The sequence below is a fragment of the Streptomyces sp. NPDC031445 genome (assembly GCF_055581365.1).
In genome coordinates this window covers 333,739-347,069 of the sequence record NZ_JBVIJO010000007.1, presented here as the reverse complement: position 1 = coordinate 347,069, position 13,331 = coordinate 333,739, and the positions used below count along the sequence as shown (strand labels likewise).

Below are 13,331 nucleotides of genomic sequence, written 5' to 3'. Positions count from 1 at the left end.
GGTCGTCTGGTTCTCACACGTGACCGTCCGACGAGGACCGGTCGGCACCACCACCGTCACGGACCGAGAACGAAGAAGGCAGTCATGAGCAACTCCGGCAAGAAGGTCGCCGTCATCACCGGTGCTTCCCAGGGCATCGGCGCGGGCCTGGTCGAGGCGTACCGCAAGCTCGGTTACGCCGTCGTCGCCACCTCGCGGACGATCGCCCCTTCGGACGACCCGGACGTCGTCACCCTCCAGGGCGACATCGCCGACCCCGCCACGGCCGAGCGCGTCGCCGCCGCCGCGATCGAGCGGTTCGGCCGCATCGACACCCTGGTCAACAACGCCGGCATCTTCGTCGCCAAGCCGTTCACCGAGTACACCCAGGAGGACTACGACGCGGTCACCGGCGTCAACCTGAGCGGGTTCTTCCGGATCACCCAGCTCGCCGTCGCGCAGATGCTCCGTCAGGGCGGCGGCCACGTCGTCCAGATCACCACGAGCCTGGTGGACCACGCCCACTCGGCGGTGCCCTCGGTGCTGGCCTCCCTGACCAAGGGCGGCCTCCAGTCCGCCACCAAGGCTCTGGCCATCGAGTACGCGACCCGGGGCATCCGCAGCAACGCCGTCTCCCTCGGCGTCATCAAGACCCCGATGCACGCGGAGGAGACCCACGAGACGCTCGCCGCCCTGCACCCGGTCGGGCGGATGGGTGAGATCAGCGACATCGTCGACGCGGTCCTCTACCTGGAGGGCGCGCCGTTCGTCACCGGCGAGGTCCTGCACGTCGACGGCGGTCAGAGCGCCGGCCACTGACGCCGGGGCCGGCGGTCACCCGTCGCCGGACCCCTCCGGACCCTCGGCGGGCCGCCGATCACGAGCGTGATCGGCGGCCTGCCGCGCATTCGGGGTGTTACGGCACCTAATGAATAGAACCGGGCGTGATCACGGCCGTTACCATGACCTCATGCCTGCCAAACGCCCCTACGTCTCTCCCCTGCGCCAGCAGGCGGCCGCACGCACGCGCGCGGAGATCCTGCGGTGCGCGACCGAGCTGTTCGCCGCCCGCGGTTACGGCAGGGTCACCGTGGCGGACATCGCCTCGGCGAGCGGAGTCTCGGCCAAGACCATCTTCGCCAGCGTGGGCAGCAAGGGCGACATCCTGAACGAGATCGTCGACCAGGGCGTGGTCGCGTCGGACTACGAGAAGACCATGCGGCACGTGCTCGCGCTGCGCACGCCGGAAGCCGTCCTGGAGGCGCTGGCGCGGGGCACGCGGACCGGCAACGAAGGACAGTTCCAGATCCACGAAGCGATCCGGGCGGCCCTGCCCGTCCACGAGAACGGCGAGGCGCTGTGGGAACGGGCGACCTCCGCCTACCGCGAGGCCCTGCGGACAGCCGCCCGCCACCTGCACACCCTGACCCCGGCGCCCGACCGCCCCGAGGAGGAGACGGCGGATCTCCTCTGGTTCTGGTTCGGCCCGACCGGCTGGCGCACCCTGGTGCGGGAGAACGGCTGGTCCTGGGAGCGTGCCGAGGCCTTTCTGCTGCACACCTCCGTCGCGACCCTGCTCCGCCGCACCCCCGCACCGGAAGACCAGCCGTGCGAGTAGAGCGGTGACCGGACCGGCGTCCTCGGCCCCTCGCCTGTGCGGGGGGCGCAACTTTCATACCGTGGTGTCGCGCGCCGGCGCCGCGGCTGCCTCGGTCGCTCGCGCCGTGACCTCGGAGGCGGCCTTTGCGGCTCGGCCGGTCACCCGCCAGGACAGCATGCGCAGCCCGGCGGCCGGGCCGGGGGGAAAGACGCCGAGCTGACCGAGCATGGTGAGGTCGTCCCGCACGGCTTCGTGCCGGACGACCTTGCCGTCCCGCAGGTCCAGCACGTGGATCTGCTCGAAGTCGATCTCCCGGCCGGTGGGCGGGACGACCTGGTCGACCCCCTGGTCCTTGAAGAGGACGAAGGCACCGGTGTGCCGGCCCCGCATGCGCAGCCGTACCCACGCCTGGGAGTCGCTGGTGACGATGTCGGTCACGGGCAGCCGGAGGTCGGCGAACGCGTACCGCATCCACGCGCTGGAGGCGAGCACGCCCGCCGGACCCGGAATCCGGCAGGCCGGAGGAGACACCGCCGCTTCGCGGTTGTGGAACTCGTCGTGGACGACTTCGGCGGCCAGCGCCGGGTCACCGGTCTCCAGGACCTTGAAGAGCGCGTGACCGAGGTCGGAGGCGTGCATCGCCATGTGGTCTTGCCTTCCCTCTGCGGTGGGCTGCGGACGGACACCCGCACGGACGTCCCGCCAATTAGGGTTATACATTACCTATTGAATAGCCCGTGCATGAACCTCCTCGGCGGGCGAGGCGGCGCCTTCGGTTCGCTCGTGCGCCAGGCGGCCCTCCCGCACCCCGACGGCCTCTCGGACAAGGGCTGCCCCGGAGAGGCGGCGCGGCGGAGAGCCTGGACTCACGTCAACGGGACAGCGGACGGGCGGGACGTGCGGAGCTGGGGACGGCTTCCGGCGCCGTCTGTTCGTCCGGGGCGTCACGCGTCCCCGGTGAGGCCCAGTTGCCGCAGCATGCCGAGCTCGTCACTGCTGCCCCAGCGTTCGACGAGCCTGCCGTCACTGTCGAAGCGGCTGATCTGCATGCCCCGGTAGCTCACCTTCCTGCCGGTGGGCGGGTGCCCCCTCAGTGGTCCGAGGTGGGTTCCGCTGATGGTGTAGGCGAAGGCCAGCTCGTCGTCGGTGGCCACGAGGTGTTCCACCGCCACGTTCAGGTCCGGGAAGGCGGCGCGGAGTTCGCCGAACATCGCCTTGTACCCGGCGGGCCCGGGCCCCTGGCCGGGGGCGGGGTCGTGGTCGATCGAACCGGGCGCCACGACCTTGTCGAGGGCGTCGAGGTCTCCTGAGATGACGGCCTCCGCGAAGGCGGTCTGGGCGGCGATGTTCGTCTGTCTCGACATAGCGCTCCTCCTGCGCCGATCAGGCCACCGATCCAAGGCGGCCGGTACTTCCGCGGGCGCCCGCGGGTGCGGGAAGGCGGGCAGGCGGAGAGGCCGGGAATCCCCCGGTCCGCGTGCTCGCCGGGCGACCGCCGCGCGTCCCGCCGCGACGGCCCGGCCCGCTCCCCGGCCGACGCGTGGCACAGCCCACACACCAAGCCCCGGCACACGTGTGTCCCGGCGCGGCGGCCCTGGGCCACGGTCTCTCCAGTCTCCCCCTGTGGCCGCGCGAGGGCACTCCGGCAGGCGGTGAACAGCCGCGCGCTGCCGGGGCATGTGCCCGAGCGGCGGCGGACGACCGTCGCGCGAGCCTCGGCCGGGGCTCGTGCGGCGCGATGCGCGGGGCGGCTAGCAGAGCGGGATGACGGAGATCCCCTGCGGACCGGCACCCCGGGGAAAACCGTGCGCCGCGAACCGCGTACGGTGCGGGGCGGGTGGCGACACGCGGGGTGGTGGGCGGCGAGGAGGCGGTCCACGGCACGCGCACGGTCCTCACCCGCCGCGCCACCCACACCGCACCGCATCGGCCCGGAAGGACGAGCCCCGTGCTCACGTCGTACGCCGCCCACTTCGACACGCCCGCCGGGTACCTGGACTTCGCACGTTTCGGACCGCCGTCGCGGGACGCCGTGGCCGCCGGGGCGCGAGCCGCGGCGGAATCCGCCACCGCCGACCACACCACCGTGGACGCCCTGATGCGTGCGGAAGAGGCCGCTCGGGAGACGGCCGCCCGCCTGGCGGGCACCGACGTCCGGCACACCGTGCTGCTCCCGAACACGTCCACCGGCCTGTTCCACGCGGCTCTCGGCATCCGGGAGGGCCTGGTTCTCACGCCGCGGACCGACTTCCCCGCCAACCACTATCCCTGGCACCGCGCCGCGCAGCTGGGCCGGGCCACCCCGCGCTGGCTCGACCCGGCGCCGGGCGCCGGTGTCACCCCCGACCTGGTCCGCACCGCCCTGACCGATGACGTGGTCGCCCTGTCCGTGAGCGCCGTGGACTTCCGTACCGGCTTCCGCACCGACCTGGCGGCGCTGCGCGAGGCGATCGGCCCGGACCGGTTGCTGATCGTGGACGGCATCCAGGCGTTCGGCGTGGCCGCGCTGCCCTGGGACACGGCCGACGTACTGGTGACGGGCGGCCAGAAGTGGCTGCGCGCGGGGTGGGGCACCGGCTTCGCCACGCTGTCCGACCGGGCGCTGGAACGCCTCGACCCCGTCCTCACCGGCTGGACGGGCGTCGAGGACGCCGGCCTCTTCGACGGAACGGCACACCCGCCGGCCCCGGACGCGCGCCGGTGGTCGATCACCCATCTGAGCCCGGTGACGGCCGCCGCGTTCGCGTCCGCGCTGGCCATCGTGGAGCGGCACACCGTAGCCGCGATCGAGGACGCGATCGCCGCGCGGATCGCCGAGCTCTCCGACACCGTCCAGCGGTGCGGGGGCCGCGTCCTCTCCCCCGCCGACCCCGCACGGCGCGCGGGCATCCTCTCCTTCACCATGCCGGGGCGCGAACCGTCCCTCGTGGCGAAGGCCCTGCACGCCGAGGGTGTCACTCCGACGGTGCGCGCCGACTCACTCCGTTTCTCCCCGCACGCCTCGACGCCGCCCGAGGTCTCCGAGCGGGTCGCCGCCGCACTGGCGTCACTGCGGAGCTGAGCCCGCCGGACCGGGCGGGGACCGCCGGCCCGGGTGAGCGTCGCGCGGCGCGCCCGCGGACTGCCGGCTACCAGGTCTGTTCGCCGGCGCGGACGAGGATCTCGTTGACGGCGACCCGGCGGTCCCGGGTGACGATGTAGGACACGGCGTCGGCTATGTCCTCGGGACGGAGCGCCTCCATGTCCGCGATCTGGCGCTCGACGGCCTGTCGTACGCCGTCGCGCAGGTGCGTGCTCAGTTCGGTGGCCACGGTGCCGGGCTCGACCACGCTCACCCGTACGCGCTTCGAGATCAACTCCTGCCGCAGCGCCTCGGTGAAGCCGTTGACCCCGAACTTGGTCAGGTTGTAGACGGCCGTTCCGGGACGGGCGACCCGTCCCGCGGTGGAGCTGATGTTGACCAGATCCGCCACTCCCCGCGGCGAGTCCTCCGCCGCGCGCAGGAGATGCGGCAGCGCGGCATGGGTGACGTACAGCAGACCCTGCACGTTCACCTCCAGCATGTGTTCCCACTCCTCCAGCGGAGAGTCCACGGCCTGCCCGACGCCCATGACGCCGGCGTTGTTGACGACCGTGTCCAGACGGCCGAGCTCCGCCACCACGCTCTCCAGCGCGCTCGCGGCCTGCTGCTTGTCCGTGATGTCGGCCTCCACCACCAAGGCCGTGCCACCCTCCGCCCGCACCGTGTCCGCGAGCGCCTCAAGGCGTGCCCGCCGCCGTCCCAGCACGGCGACCGCCGCGCCTTCCGCGGCGAGCCCGCGTGCGGTCGCCTCGCCGATGCCGCTGCTCGCACCGGTCACCAGGGCCACTGTGTTCTGCAGTCGCGCGGTCATGTGTCTTCCTCCTCATAGGGGCGGTCGGGCAGGTCGCCCTCGGATGCCGGCGATACGGGAAACGGGCGGCGAGCCGGGCGTCCGCCGTGATCCGGCGGCGCCCCTCGCCCCTCGTGCCGAGGCACGGTAGCCTCGTAACCGGAACCGGTTCCGGATGCACATTAAGCGGAACTGGTTCCGCTTGCAAGCGCGAGGGGAAGGAAACAGGGTGACCGGCAAGGGCACGGACGGCACCGGACGCCAGGACAGGCCGCTGCGCGCCGATGCGCGACGGAACGAGGACCGGCTGCTCAGCGCCGCGGCAGAGGCGTTCGCCCGGGAAGGCACGGGCGCCTCGGTCAAGGACATCGCCCGCGCGGCCGGCGTCGGTGTCGGCACGCTCTACCGCCGGTTCCCGTCCAAGGAACTGCTGATCGAGGCGACGTACCGGCACGAAGTACAGGTGTTGTGCGCAGCCGCACCCGAACTCACCGCTTCGCTGCCCCCGGCGGAGGCGCTCCGGGCCTGGATGGAACGCTTCATCGACTTCATGGCCGCCAAGCACGGCATGGCCGACGTGCTGCGCGTGGTGCTGACCGACGAGGGCGAGCGGCTGACCACCCGCGCCCACCTCACCGAGGCGGTCCGTCACCTGCTCGCCGCCGGGGCGAGCCAGAACGTCACCCGGTCACAGGTCGAAGCGCAGGACGTCCTCATGGCCCTCGGCGGCATCAGCGTCATGGCCGACACCGAACAACAGCCCGGCCTGGCCCCGGCCCTGATCGATCTGCTCCTGCACGGCATCCTGACGCGCTGAAGGGCGGCCGCCCGTAGTGCGCACCACGTGGGGCGGCCGCCCCGTCCCGCCACAAGGGGGTGGGTGGCGGGAGTCCTTCAGGAGGTACACGTTGCCGGCGGGGGGTTTGGTTCAGGGGTCACCGGCCGCGGAGACGGCGATCGCGGGCGATCTACACTGTGGCCATGGCAGACGCGACGCCCCTCAAGCCCTTGGACCCGGACGAGGAGGCCTTCCTGCGGGCTCTGGGCAGAGTGATCACGTTCCTGCCCCGGGTGGTCGACGCGGACATGCTGGAAGAGCAGCCGATCTCGGGTACCGAGTACATGGTCCTGGTGCACCTCTCCGAGGTGCCGGACCACCAGATGCGGATGAGCGAGCTCGCCGGCAGGTGCGGGCTGTCGCTGAGCGGCATGACGCGAGTGGTCAACCGGCTGGAGTCGCAGTCGCTGGTCATCCGTGAGAAGTCGCCGGACGACGGGCGGGCCTGGCTCGCCGTCCTCACCAGCGCGGGCTGGGCACAGCTGAGGCAGGCGTGGCCCACCAACCTCGCGAGCGTGCGCCGCCATGTGTTCTCGCGCCTGGACGGCTGCGACATCGCCGCCGCCGCGAAGGTACTGGAGCGCATAGCGCCCGCCTGACGGCACCTCACCCCAGTGGGCCGCCTCTGCCCGGACGGCGACTACCGCCCGCGCTCGGCGGAGAGCGCGACCTCCACGGCAGGACGATGACCACCCCGGCCCACGCCTACCGGGAACACGGGTGGAGGTAGCGCACCGGCCGGGCCGTGGCAGTACGGTCGTAGCCGGCCGGCACCTCGGGCAGGCGGTCTTCCGAACGGTGCGGTCACTGCCAACGGGCCGTCCCTGCGGGCGTGCTGGAACAGTCCGTCCGTACCGGGCCAGGTCCAGCACGGCTCCGGCGAGCATCTCCGGAACCGGGAGGTGGGCCGTGAACTGATCGGCGGGCGCGGGTAGTTCGGCGTCGTCGTGGCCGAGCCGCCTCGTCGGCACGGCCCTCCTTCCCGCAGACGGACCGTCACGACCGTGCTGGTGGCCGCCGCCGTGACCGGCGCTCTCGCCAGGGGCGCCCTGGCCTTCCCGGCCGCCTTCCCTGACGACGGTGACCGGGGCGGCGCGCGGGACGCCGTCGCGGGCCGGCCGACCGCGTCCCCGGCCCGGCACACCGGCGGCGCCACCGGGCCCGCCGGAACCCCTGGTCCGGCTGCGGCGACGCACACCGCTGACGATGCGCGCGGGATCCACGTACCGACCGATCCGCTGGCCGGCGTCGCCGACCCGGCGTTCACGCGGGCCGGTGACGAGGAGCAGCCGTCGGACGACGAGTGGAGGGCGAGCACCACCGCGAGCACCCAGGAGGAGAAGGACACCGCCCGGGCGATCGAGGACGACGTGAGGTCGATGCTCGCCACCAAGGGCCTGAACCACCTCACCGCCACGGTCACGTTCAACCGCCGTGCGCAGACCGTGATGGTGACCGGCGGGCCGGTCTCCCAACTGCCTGAGGACGACCGGGAGGTGTTCCGCAGGGCAGGTGAGACGGCATCCTGCACCACCCTCGCCCGCCGCTTCCAGAGCGGTCCGGCCACCTGGCCCTACGGCCGTTACTCCGTCTTCTGGAAGGACTCCGACGGTGACTCCGAGGCGGACGTCCTCGGTTTCGGCCGGGCCACCGACGGGTGCCACAGCGAGGTCGCGGGGCAGTGGCGGGGGGACGAGTCCGGCATGGCGACCGCGCAGATACCCAGTGCCGACAAGGACGATCCGGGTCGCGGACGCCACGGACAAGGCCCTCACCGCCGCGTGGAAGGCGCGGGTCGCCGAGGGCAACGGCGTGGACCCCTCCGCCGCGGACGACGACATCAGCCTCGGGTTCGACCCGGCCGAGAAGGCGGCGTACGTATGGATCCAGGACACCTACGGAACGCTGATCGGCCGCGCCCAGAGAGACAACTTCCAGGATGTCGCCCGGAGGACCACCTGCGGGAAACCGAGGGACGAGTACAGCAGGAACCGGTCCTGGCAGTACATCCGCTGGTCCGTCGCCGTCTACAGCGGGAACATGGGTACCCCCGAGTTCATCGGCTCGGGTGACTGCCTCTCCTGACGCGGACGGACACACGTCGTACCGGCGTGCTCAGCCTCTGCGGCGCCGGGCGACTCAGCGGTGCCGTTCCTCGGGCCAAGGCCGGAACCTGCGCCTCCCCCACTCCTGCGCCCGTTCCCTGATACGGCGACGCAACCAGATGAAGGTTTCTGACATGCGGTCCGGGTACCCCGGTCGGACTCGGCCGGTCCGGCGATGTGCCTCAGCCGGGGGCGACCCGGTGGATCGCCAGCGCGTCCCTGTGGTGCGTCCTCGTGTCGGAGGGTGCCCACACCAGACGCCCGACTGCCGGGGGTCGGCCGGGCAGCGGATGACGCCCGTCCAGTTCGGCCTCGACGAACAAGCACAGCCGTGCGGCACACCTGCGGTAGAACCGCAGCTGGGTGCGGCGGCCGAACAGGCGCCACCCGAGGAGGGTGATCCGGTCCAGGGTGGGGGCGCCCTGCGAATGGCATGAGACGACGAACAGCACCTCGCCGGTGTCCTGCCGTTTCACCACCTCATAGGTGGCCCGGCCGCGTTCCAGGTGGCCCTCCAAGGTCTCGTAGGCCCATCCCCAGACGCGGTCGGTCCCGTCGCGCACCTCGTCCACCACTGCGGTGACGCGCACACCGCAGTAGAAGTGCATGCCGTGGAATCGTGCCTCCAGCAGCATGTCGCGGCCGGGCAAGGGTGCGGCGGGGTCGTAGAGCGCGCGCACGATCTCCGGCGGCGAGAACTCGTAGTCGCGGACCAGACGGCAGGCCCGTTCCCAGGAGCCTCCCGGTTCCGGCGGGCCCGGTCGCTCCGCCGGCAGCGCGGTGCGGTGGACGTCGATGTTCCACGACGGCCGGCGTACCTCGTCGACCGCGTAGTTGACGCGCGCGTCCGCGAGGTTCCGCCACACCTGCACGGCGTCGGGCCGTCCGAAGACCCGGTTGCCCGAGGAACTCATTCGGAACCTTCGAGCGAGTCGCCGATCAGCCACAGCGTCGGCGGCCACAGACCGACGAAGAGCGCGCGCCGCTCGGCGTTGCCCCGTTGCTCCTGGTCGACGGCCTTCGCGCGCACCCACAACGTCACGCAGAGGCCCACGGAGGCGAGCGAGACCAGGTGCAGATGACTACTCCGCACACCCGCGCGGCGCAGGAGCCGGACCACCATGGGGACCTCCGGGTCGCTTCCTTGTATCAGCGTTTTTCGCGAAAGTACGCTTTTATCAGGGTATAGACCTTTTGCCGATGTTTCATACGGAGTCGAAGGGGCCGGGATGACGCTTCCACGCTGTTCTCGGACGCTGAACGTGCTCGCGCGGTGGCTTCTGGGCACAGGGCTGGTCTCGTGGCGCTACCTGTGGGAGACGACGCCTTTGCACCGGGGCGGCGAGTGCCGCGGTGACGAGACCGACCTCCCGCCGCAGCTGCCGCCCGCCGCGGTCGACAGCCGGGTGCAACGGGCACAGGACGGTTACGGCCCCCTGTTCCACCGCCTCTTCCGCGTGCGCATCGCCGATACCGACGTCGGTCCGGGCCGGCTCATCGAATGGGTCTGCCGCGATTTCAAGGGATTCGTGCCCTCCGAGGTGGTCGACATCCACACCGGTGAGCTCCGTGACCACGGTCTGGACGTCGGGGACGAGCTGCTGGTGGAGATGCCAGGGCCCTGGAACGGACCGGTCAAGGTCGTCCACCGTGACGGCGAAAGCCTGCGCCTGGTGACCCTGCGCGGTCACATGGAGGCAGGTCAGGTGCATTTCCGCGCGCGAGAGGAGGACGGCCTGCTCGTGTTCGAGATCGAGCTCTGGGCGTGCCCCGGCAGTCGCCTGGTGCACCTTCTGTACTCGCACCTGCGCCTGGCGAAGGAGATCCAGCTCAACATGTGGGTCCGCTTCTGCCTGGCCGCCGCCGCGATGTCGGGAGGCCGGCCGGCCGACGGTGTGCACATCTCCACCCGTTGGCTCGAGTCGCCGGAAGGAGCACCGGTGCGCCCGGTCTCCTGGGCGGGGGCGAACCCCTCGGGCGGCGCGCCGGCCCAGGAGGCACCGGCCCAGGAGGCACCGTCGGCGGACCGGTCCGGCCGGCCGGGCGCGAGCCGGGACCACCGGCGCAGGGACAGCACATGAGGGCGAGCCCGCTCCAGGGCCGGACCGTCGTGGTCACCGGAGCCGCACGCGGACTGGGAGCGGCCCTGGCGCGCGAACTGGCCCGGCGCGGGGCACGCCTGGCACTCCTCGGCCACGAGGGGCCCGCACTGGATGCGTTGGCGGCCTCCCTGCCCGTACCGGCGCTGGCGGTCGAGGTCGACGTCACCGACAGCTCGGCTCTGGACGATGCGGCGGGCGAGGTCCGCACACAGCTCGGTCGGCCGTCGGCGGTCGTGGCGAACGCGGGAATCGCCGAGGGAGGCCCCTTCGCGACGTCGGACCCCGCCTCATGGCGCCGTGTCATCGACGTGAACGTGACCGGCAGTGCCCAGACCGCGCGGGCTTTCCTGCCCGACCTGACGGCGACGGCGGGCTACTTCCTCCAGGTCGCGTCGCTCGCGTCACTCGGGGCCACCCCGATGATGAGCGCCTACTGCGCCTCCAAAGCTGGTGTGGAGGCCTTCGCCCACTCCCTCCAGGCCGAGGTGGCCCATGAGGGGATCGCGGTGGGTGTCGCCTATCCCGCCTGGGCGGACACCGACATGATCCGCGAAGCCGAGGACTTCGCGGCCCTGCGCGAACTGCGCGTGCACATGCCACCCGGCGTCCGGGACATCCGTCCGGCGGACGCGGTCGCCGCCCGGCTGGCGCGCGCCGTCGAGCGCCGCAGCACCGCCGTCTACGTCCCGGCGTGGCTGCGCCTCGTCCAGCCCGTGCGCTGTGCCCTGCCGCCCGTGGTACTGCGGCTGGCCCGGCATCATCTGCCCGGCTGGGACGCCGGACGGCCGCTGCGTGCCACGGGCAGCCTGGGCGCCGGTGGACGGGCCGACCGTGCCGCGGCCGCGGCGGACGGCGACGGGCAGGGCTGACCCCTAAAGGTCCAGGACGACGTCCTGAGCGGGTTTGGAGCAGCAGATGAGGATGTTCCCGTCGCCCGGCGGTTCGACGGGATCGGGTGAGTAGTCGACGCTCCCCGACATCAGGGCGAGTTCGCATGTGTGGCACACACCGGTGCGGCACGACCACTGGACCGGGACGTCGCAGGCTTCGGCGAGTTCGAGCAGGGAGTCGCGGGTGTCGTCCCAGGCAACGGTCAGCCCACTGCGTGTGAACGAGACGGAGGGGCCGGTGCCGGCCGGGCCCGCGGGCTGGTGCGGCGCCCTGGCCGGCGGCGCGCCCTTGATGCCCGGAGTGATCGAGGGCCCGGAGCCGAAGTTCTCGGTGTGCACGCGCGACGCTTCCAGGCCGGCCTCGACCAGGGCGGCGGTGACCTCGTCCATGAAGGTCACCGGCCCGCAGATGTAGGCGTCGGCATCGGTGGGCAGGCCGAGGCCGAGAATCCGCTCGCTGGTCAGGCGTCCCGCCTGCGCGTAGTCCTCGCCCTGCCGGTCCTCGGCGTTCGGCCTGCTGTAGTAGACGACCGACCGCGCGTGGTCCAGGCTCTCCAGCAAGCCGCGGGTCTCCTGGGCGAAGGGGTGCTCCGTGCCGTTGCGGGCGCCGTGCAGCCACCACACCTGCCGCCGGGAGCGGGCGCTCACCAGCGAGTGCAGCATGGCCAGCACGGGCGTCACCCCTACCCCGGCGGACACGAGAACCACTGGACGGTCGCCGTCGGCCAGGCAGAACGTGCCGCGGGGCGCGGCGACGTCCAGGCTGCCACCAGCGCGGGCGTGTGCGCGCAGGTAGTTGCTCGCCACGCCGTGTGGTTCCGCCTTCACGCTGATCCGGTACGTGCCCGTGCCGGGCCGGCCGGACAGCGAGTAGCTGCGAATCAGCGGTGGCCCGTCCTCCTCGGGCCGTATCCGCACGGTCAGGAACTGTCCTGGCAGGGCGGCCGGCAGGGCGGTGCCCTCGGCCGCCGCCAGGGCCAGGCTGATGACGCTCTCGCTCTCGGGCCGGACGTCCGTGATCGTGAGGGGGCGGAAGCCGGTCCACGCAGGGGGCGGAGCGCTGGATGCCGCCGTGAGGCCGGCGCTGCCCGACGTCGAGCCCGGCCCCCGTTCCGCCTGCTCAAGGAGCGTGCGCATCGACCCCTGCCAGCCCGGGCTGAGGGCGGGGATCCGCAGGGCCCGCTCCACCTGCTCGCGAGTGTGTCCGGGGAGGTAGAGGACCGAGTCGATCTCCTCGACGGTCATCGCTTCCGGGCCGGTGGAGACCCTGACGATCTCCTGCCCGGCCTCCACCTCCCCCTCCTCTATGACCCGCAGGTAGAAACCGGGCCGGTGACGGGCCACCAGCAGCGCCGCCATCTGCGGCTCTCCCAGGCGCAGGCCGACCCGGTAACACGTCACCCTGGGCTGTGAGACCTCGAACAGGGCCCCGCCGATGCGGTACCGGTCACCGATGCACACCTCGTTGTCGGGCAGCCCGTCCACGGTGAAGTTCTCACCGAAGCTTCCGGGCGTCAGGTCGTCGCGTCCGAGTTCCCGCGACCAGAAGCGGTAGGACTCGAGCTGGTAGACCAGCACGGCCCGCATCTCCCCACCGTGTCCACCCAGGTCGCCCTGGCCGTCTCCGTCGATGTTCAGCCGCCGCGCCATCCGCGGTCCGGACACGGTCCGCTTGTACACGCCGGTGTACACGGTCCTGCCGTGCCAGGGCACGTCCGCGGGCATCCCCACGTTGACCGCGACCAAGGTCGCCACCGCTCACCCTCCTCGTTCGGGGTCCGGCTTGCCGGTGCGGAAGTGCTCCAGGAGGGTCCGGTCGTGCGGCCGGGTGTCCGGGCAGACCGGGCTCGGGCCTGCGGAGAGCACCTGTCGGCCGGCGAACGTCGTGGTCCGGCGGTACGGAGGGAGCATGCCGGCCTCCCTTCCCGGGGAACCCGCTTCTACG

15 protein-coding genes are annotated in these 13,331 nt (G+C 72.1%); 8 read left to right on the top strand and 7 right to left on the bottom strand.

Annotated elements, in window-relative coordinates; genetic code table 11:
* The first annotated feature begins 84 nt into the window (after positions 1-84).
* Entirely contained in the window at positions 85-798 is a 714-nt protein-coding gene (locus tag ACZ5DC_RS21000; protein WP_468654743.1) for an SDR family NAD(P)-dependent oxidoreductase, read from the top strand.
* A gap of 151 nt (positions 799-949) precedes the next feature.
* Complete coding sequence (locus tag ACZ5DC_RS20995) at positions 950-1,597, top strand: TetR/AcrR family transcriptional regulator (protein ID WP_468654741.1); 648 nt, start codon at positions 950-952, stop codon at positions 1,595-1,597.
* A gap of 54 nt (positions 1,598-1,651) precedes the next feature.
* Here ACZ5DC_RS20995 and ACZ5DC_RS20990 read toward each other — a convergent pair whose 3' ends face one another.
* Together ACZ5DC_RS20990 and ACZ5DC_RS20985 are read right to left on the bottom strand one after the other, a co-directional pair.
* Positions 1,652-2,224, bottom strand: coding sequence for an ester cyclase (locus ACZ5DC_RS20990; RefSeq protein WP_468654739.1), 573 nt, complete (start codon positions 2,222-2,224; stop codon positions 1,652-1,654).
* A gap of 299 nt (positions 2,225-2,523) precedes the next feature.
* Positions 2,524-2,943 carry an ester cyclase gene (locus ACZ5DC_RS20985; RefSeq protein ID WP_468654737.1) on the bottom strand — a complete coding sequence of 140 codons (420 nt, stop codon included), beginning with the start codon at positions 2,941-2,943 and terminating at the stop codon, positions 2,524-2,526.
* A 473-nt stretch (positions 2,944-3,416) separates the two neighbouring features.
* Between ACZ5DC_RS20985 and ACZ5DC_RS20980 the strand changes: the two genes are divergently transcribed.
* Positions 3,417-4,640 carry an aminotransferase class V-fold PLP-dependent enzyme gene (locus tag ACZ5DC_RS20980; protein ID WP_468654735.1) on the top strand — a complete coding sequence of 408 codons (1,224 nt, stop codon included), beginning with the start codon at positions 3,417-3,419 and terminating at the stop codon, positions 4,638-4,640.
* Between the two features lie 67 nt (positions 4,641-4,707).
* Here ACZ5DC_RS20980 and ACZ5DC_RS20975 read toward each other — a convergent pair whose 3' ends face one another.
* Entirely contained in the window at positions 4,708-5,472 is a 765-nt protein-coding gene (locus ACZ5DC_RS20975) for an SDR family NAD(P)-dependent oxidoreductase (RefSeq protein WP_468654733.1), read from the bottom strand.
* Between the two features lie 208 nt (positions 5,473-5,680).
* On the opposite strand from ACZ5DC_RS20975, the gene ACZ5DC_RS20970 reads away from it, so the two are divergent.
* From ACZ5DC_RS20970 to ACZ5DC_RS20960, 3 genes are all read left to right on the top strand, one after another.
* The gene (locus ACZ5DC_RS20970) at positions 5,681-6,268 is read left to right on the top strand and encodes a TetR/AcrR family transcriptional regulator (protein WP_468654731.1); all 588 of its coding nucleotides are present in this window, start codon (positions 5,681-5,683) and stop codon (positions 6,266-6,268) included.
* A gap of 164 nt (positions 6,269-6,432) precedes the next feature.
* Positions 6,433-6,888 carry a MarR family winged helix-turn-helix transcriptional regulator gene (locus ACZ5DC_RS20965; RefSeq protein ID WP_366753084.1) on the top strand — a complete coding sequence of 152 codons (456 nt, stop codon included), beginning with the start codon at positions 6,433-6,435 and terminating at the stop codon, positions 6,886-6,888.
* Positions 6,889-8,014: 1,126 nt separating this feature from the next.
* Positions 8,015-8,374 carry a hypothetical protein gene (locus tag ACZ5DC_RS20960; RefSeq protein WP_468654729.1) on the top strand — a complete coding sequence of 120 codons (360 nt, stop codon included), beginning with the start codon at positions 8,015-8,017 and terminating at the stop codon, positions 8,372-8,374.
* A gap of 202 nt (positions 8,375-8,576) precedes the next feature.
* On the opposite strand, the gene ACZ5DC_RS20955 is transcribed toward ACZ5DC_RS20960, so the two are convergent.
* Complete coding sequence (locus ACZ5DC_RS20955; RefSeq protein ID WP_468654727.1) at positions 8,577-9,308, bottom strand: DUF1990 family protein; 732 nt, start codon at positions 9,306-9,308, stop codon at positions 8,577-8,579.
* Positions 9,305-9,517: a hypothetical protein gene (locus ACZ5DC_RS20950; protein WP_366753086.1), complete on the bottom strand. Its 213-nt coding sequence runs from the start codon at positions 9,515-9,517 to the stop codon at positions 9,305-9,307. Before ACZ5DC_RS20950 ends, ACZ5DC_RS20955 begins: the two co-directional genes overlap by 4 nt.
* On the opposite strand from ACZ5DC_RS20950, the gene ACZ5DC_RS20945 reads away from it, so the two are divergent.
* Both ACZ5DC_RS20945 and ACZ5DC_RS20940 read left to right on the top strand, forming a co-directional pair.
* Positions 9,516-10,475: a DUF1990 family protein gene (locus ACZ5DC_RS20945; RefSeq protein WP_468654725.1), complete on the top strand. Its 960-nt coding sequence runs from the start codon at positions 9,516-9,518 to the stop codon at positions 10,473-10,475. The two genes, ACZ5DC_RS20950 and ACZ5DC_RS20945, sit on opposite strands and share 2 nt — an antisense overlap.
* Complete coding sequence (locus ACZ5DC_RS20940) at positions 10,472-11,365, top strand: short-chain dehydrogenase/reductase (RefSeq protein WP_468654723.1); 894 nt, start codon at positions 10,472-10,474, stop codon at positions 11,363-11,365. The genes ACZ5DC_RS20945 and ACZ5DC_RS20940 overlap by 4 nt, the downstream gene beginning before the upstream one ends.
* A 3-nt stretch (positions 11,366-11,368) precedes the next feature.
* Here the strand turns inward: ACZ5DC_RS20940 and ACZ5DC_RS20935 are convergent, their stop codons facing one another.
* A complete protein-coding gene (locus ACZ5DC_RS20935; RefSeq protein WP_468654721.1) occupies positions 11,369-13,141 on the bottom strand; it encodes an MOSC domain-containing protein in 1,773 nt (590 codons plus the stop codon).
* A gap of 3 nt (positions 13,142-13,144) precedes the next feature.
* Positions 13,145-13,297 (bottom strand): hypothetical protein, encoded by a 153-nt coding sequence (locus tag ACZ5DC_RS20930; protein WP_468654719.1) that lies wholly within the window; start codon positions 13,295-13,297, stop codon positions 13,145-13,147.
* Positions 13,298-13,331 lie beyond the last annotated feature (34 nt).

Excerpts from the sequence above, each read along its gene's own strand:
- ACZ5DC_RS21000 (WP_468654743.1), top strand. The coding sequence starts at position 85 with ATGAGCAACTCCGGCAAGAAGGTCGCCGTCATCACCGGTGCTTCCCAG.
- ACZ5DC_RS20995 (WP_468654741.1), top strand. The coding sequence starts at position 950 with ATGCCTGCCAAACGCCCCTACGTCTCTCCCCTGCGCCAGCAGGCGGCC.
- ACZ5DC_RS20990 (WP_468654739.1), bottom strand. The coding sequence starts at position 2,224 with ATGGCGATGCACGCCTCCGACCTCGGTCACGCGCTCTTCAAGGTCCTG.
- ACZ5DC_RS20985 (WP_468654737.1), bottom strand. The coding sequence starts at position 2,943 with ATGTCGAGACAGACGAACATCGCCGCCCAGACCGCCTTCGCGGAGGCC.
- ACZ5DC_RS20975 (WP_468654733.1), bottom strand. The coding sequence starts at position 5,472 with ATGACCGCGCGACTGCAGAACACAGTGGCCCTGGTGACCGGTGCGAGC.
- ACZ5DC_RS20965 (WP_366753084.1), top strand. The coding sequence starts at position 6,433 with ATGGCAGACGCGACGCCCCTCAAGCCCTTGGACCCGGACGAGGAGGCC.
- ACZ5DC_RS20955 (WP_468654727.1), bottom strand. The coding sequence starts at position 9,308 with ATGAGTTCCTCGGGCAACCGGGTCTTCGGACGGCCCGACGCCGTGCAG.
- ACZ5DC_RS20945 (WP_468654725.1), top strand. The coding sequence starts at position 9,516 with ATGGGGACCTCCGGGTCGCTTCCTTGTATCAGCGTTTTTCGCGAAAGT.
- ACZ5DC_RS20950 (WP_366753086.1), bottom strand. The coding sequence starts at position 9,517 with ATGGTGGTCCGGCTCCTGCGCCGCGCGGGTGTGCGGAGTAGTCATCTG.
- ACZ5DC_RS20940 (WP_468654723.1), top strand. The coding sequence starts at position 10,472 with ATGAGGGCGAGCCCGCTCCAGGGCCGGACCGTCGTGGTCACCGGAGCC.
- ACZ5DC_RS20930 (WP_468654719.1), bottom strand. The coding sequence starts at position 13,297 with ATGCTCCCTCCGTACCGCCGGACCACGACGTTCGCCGGCCGACAGGTG.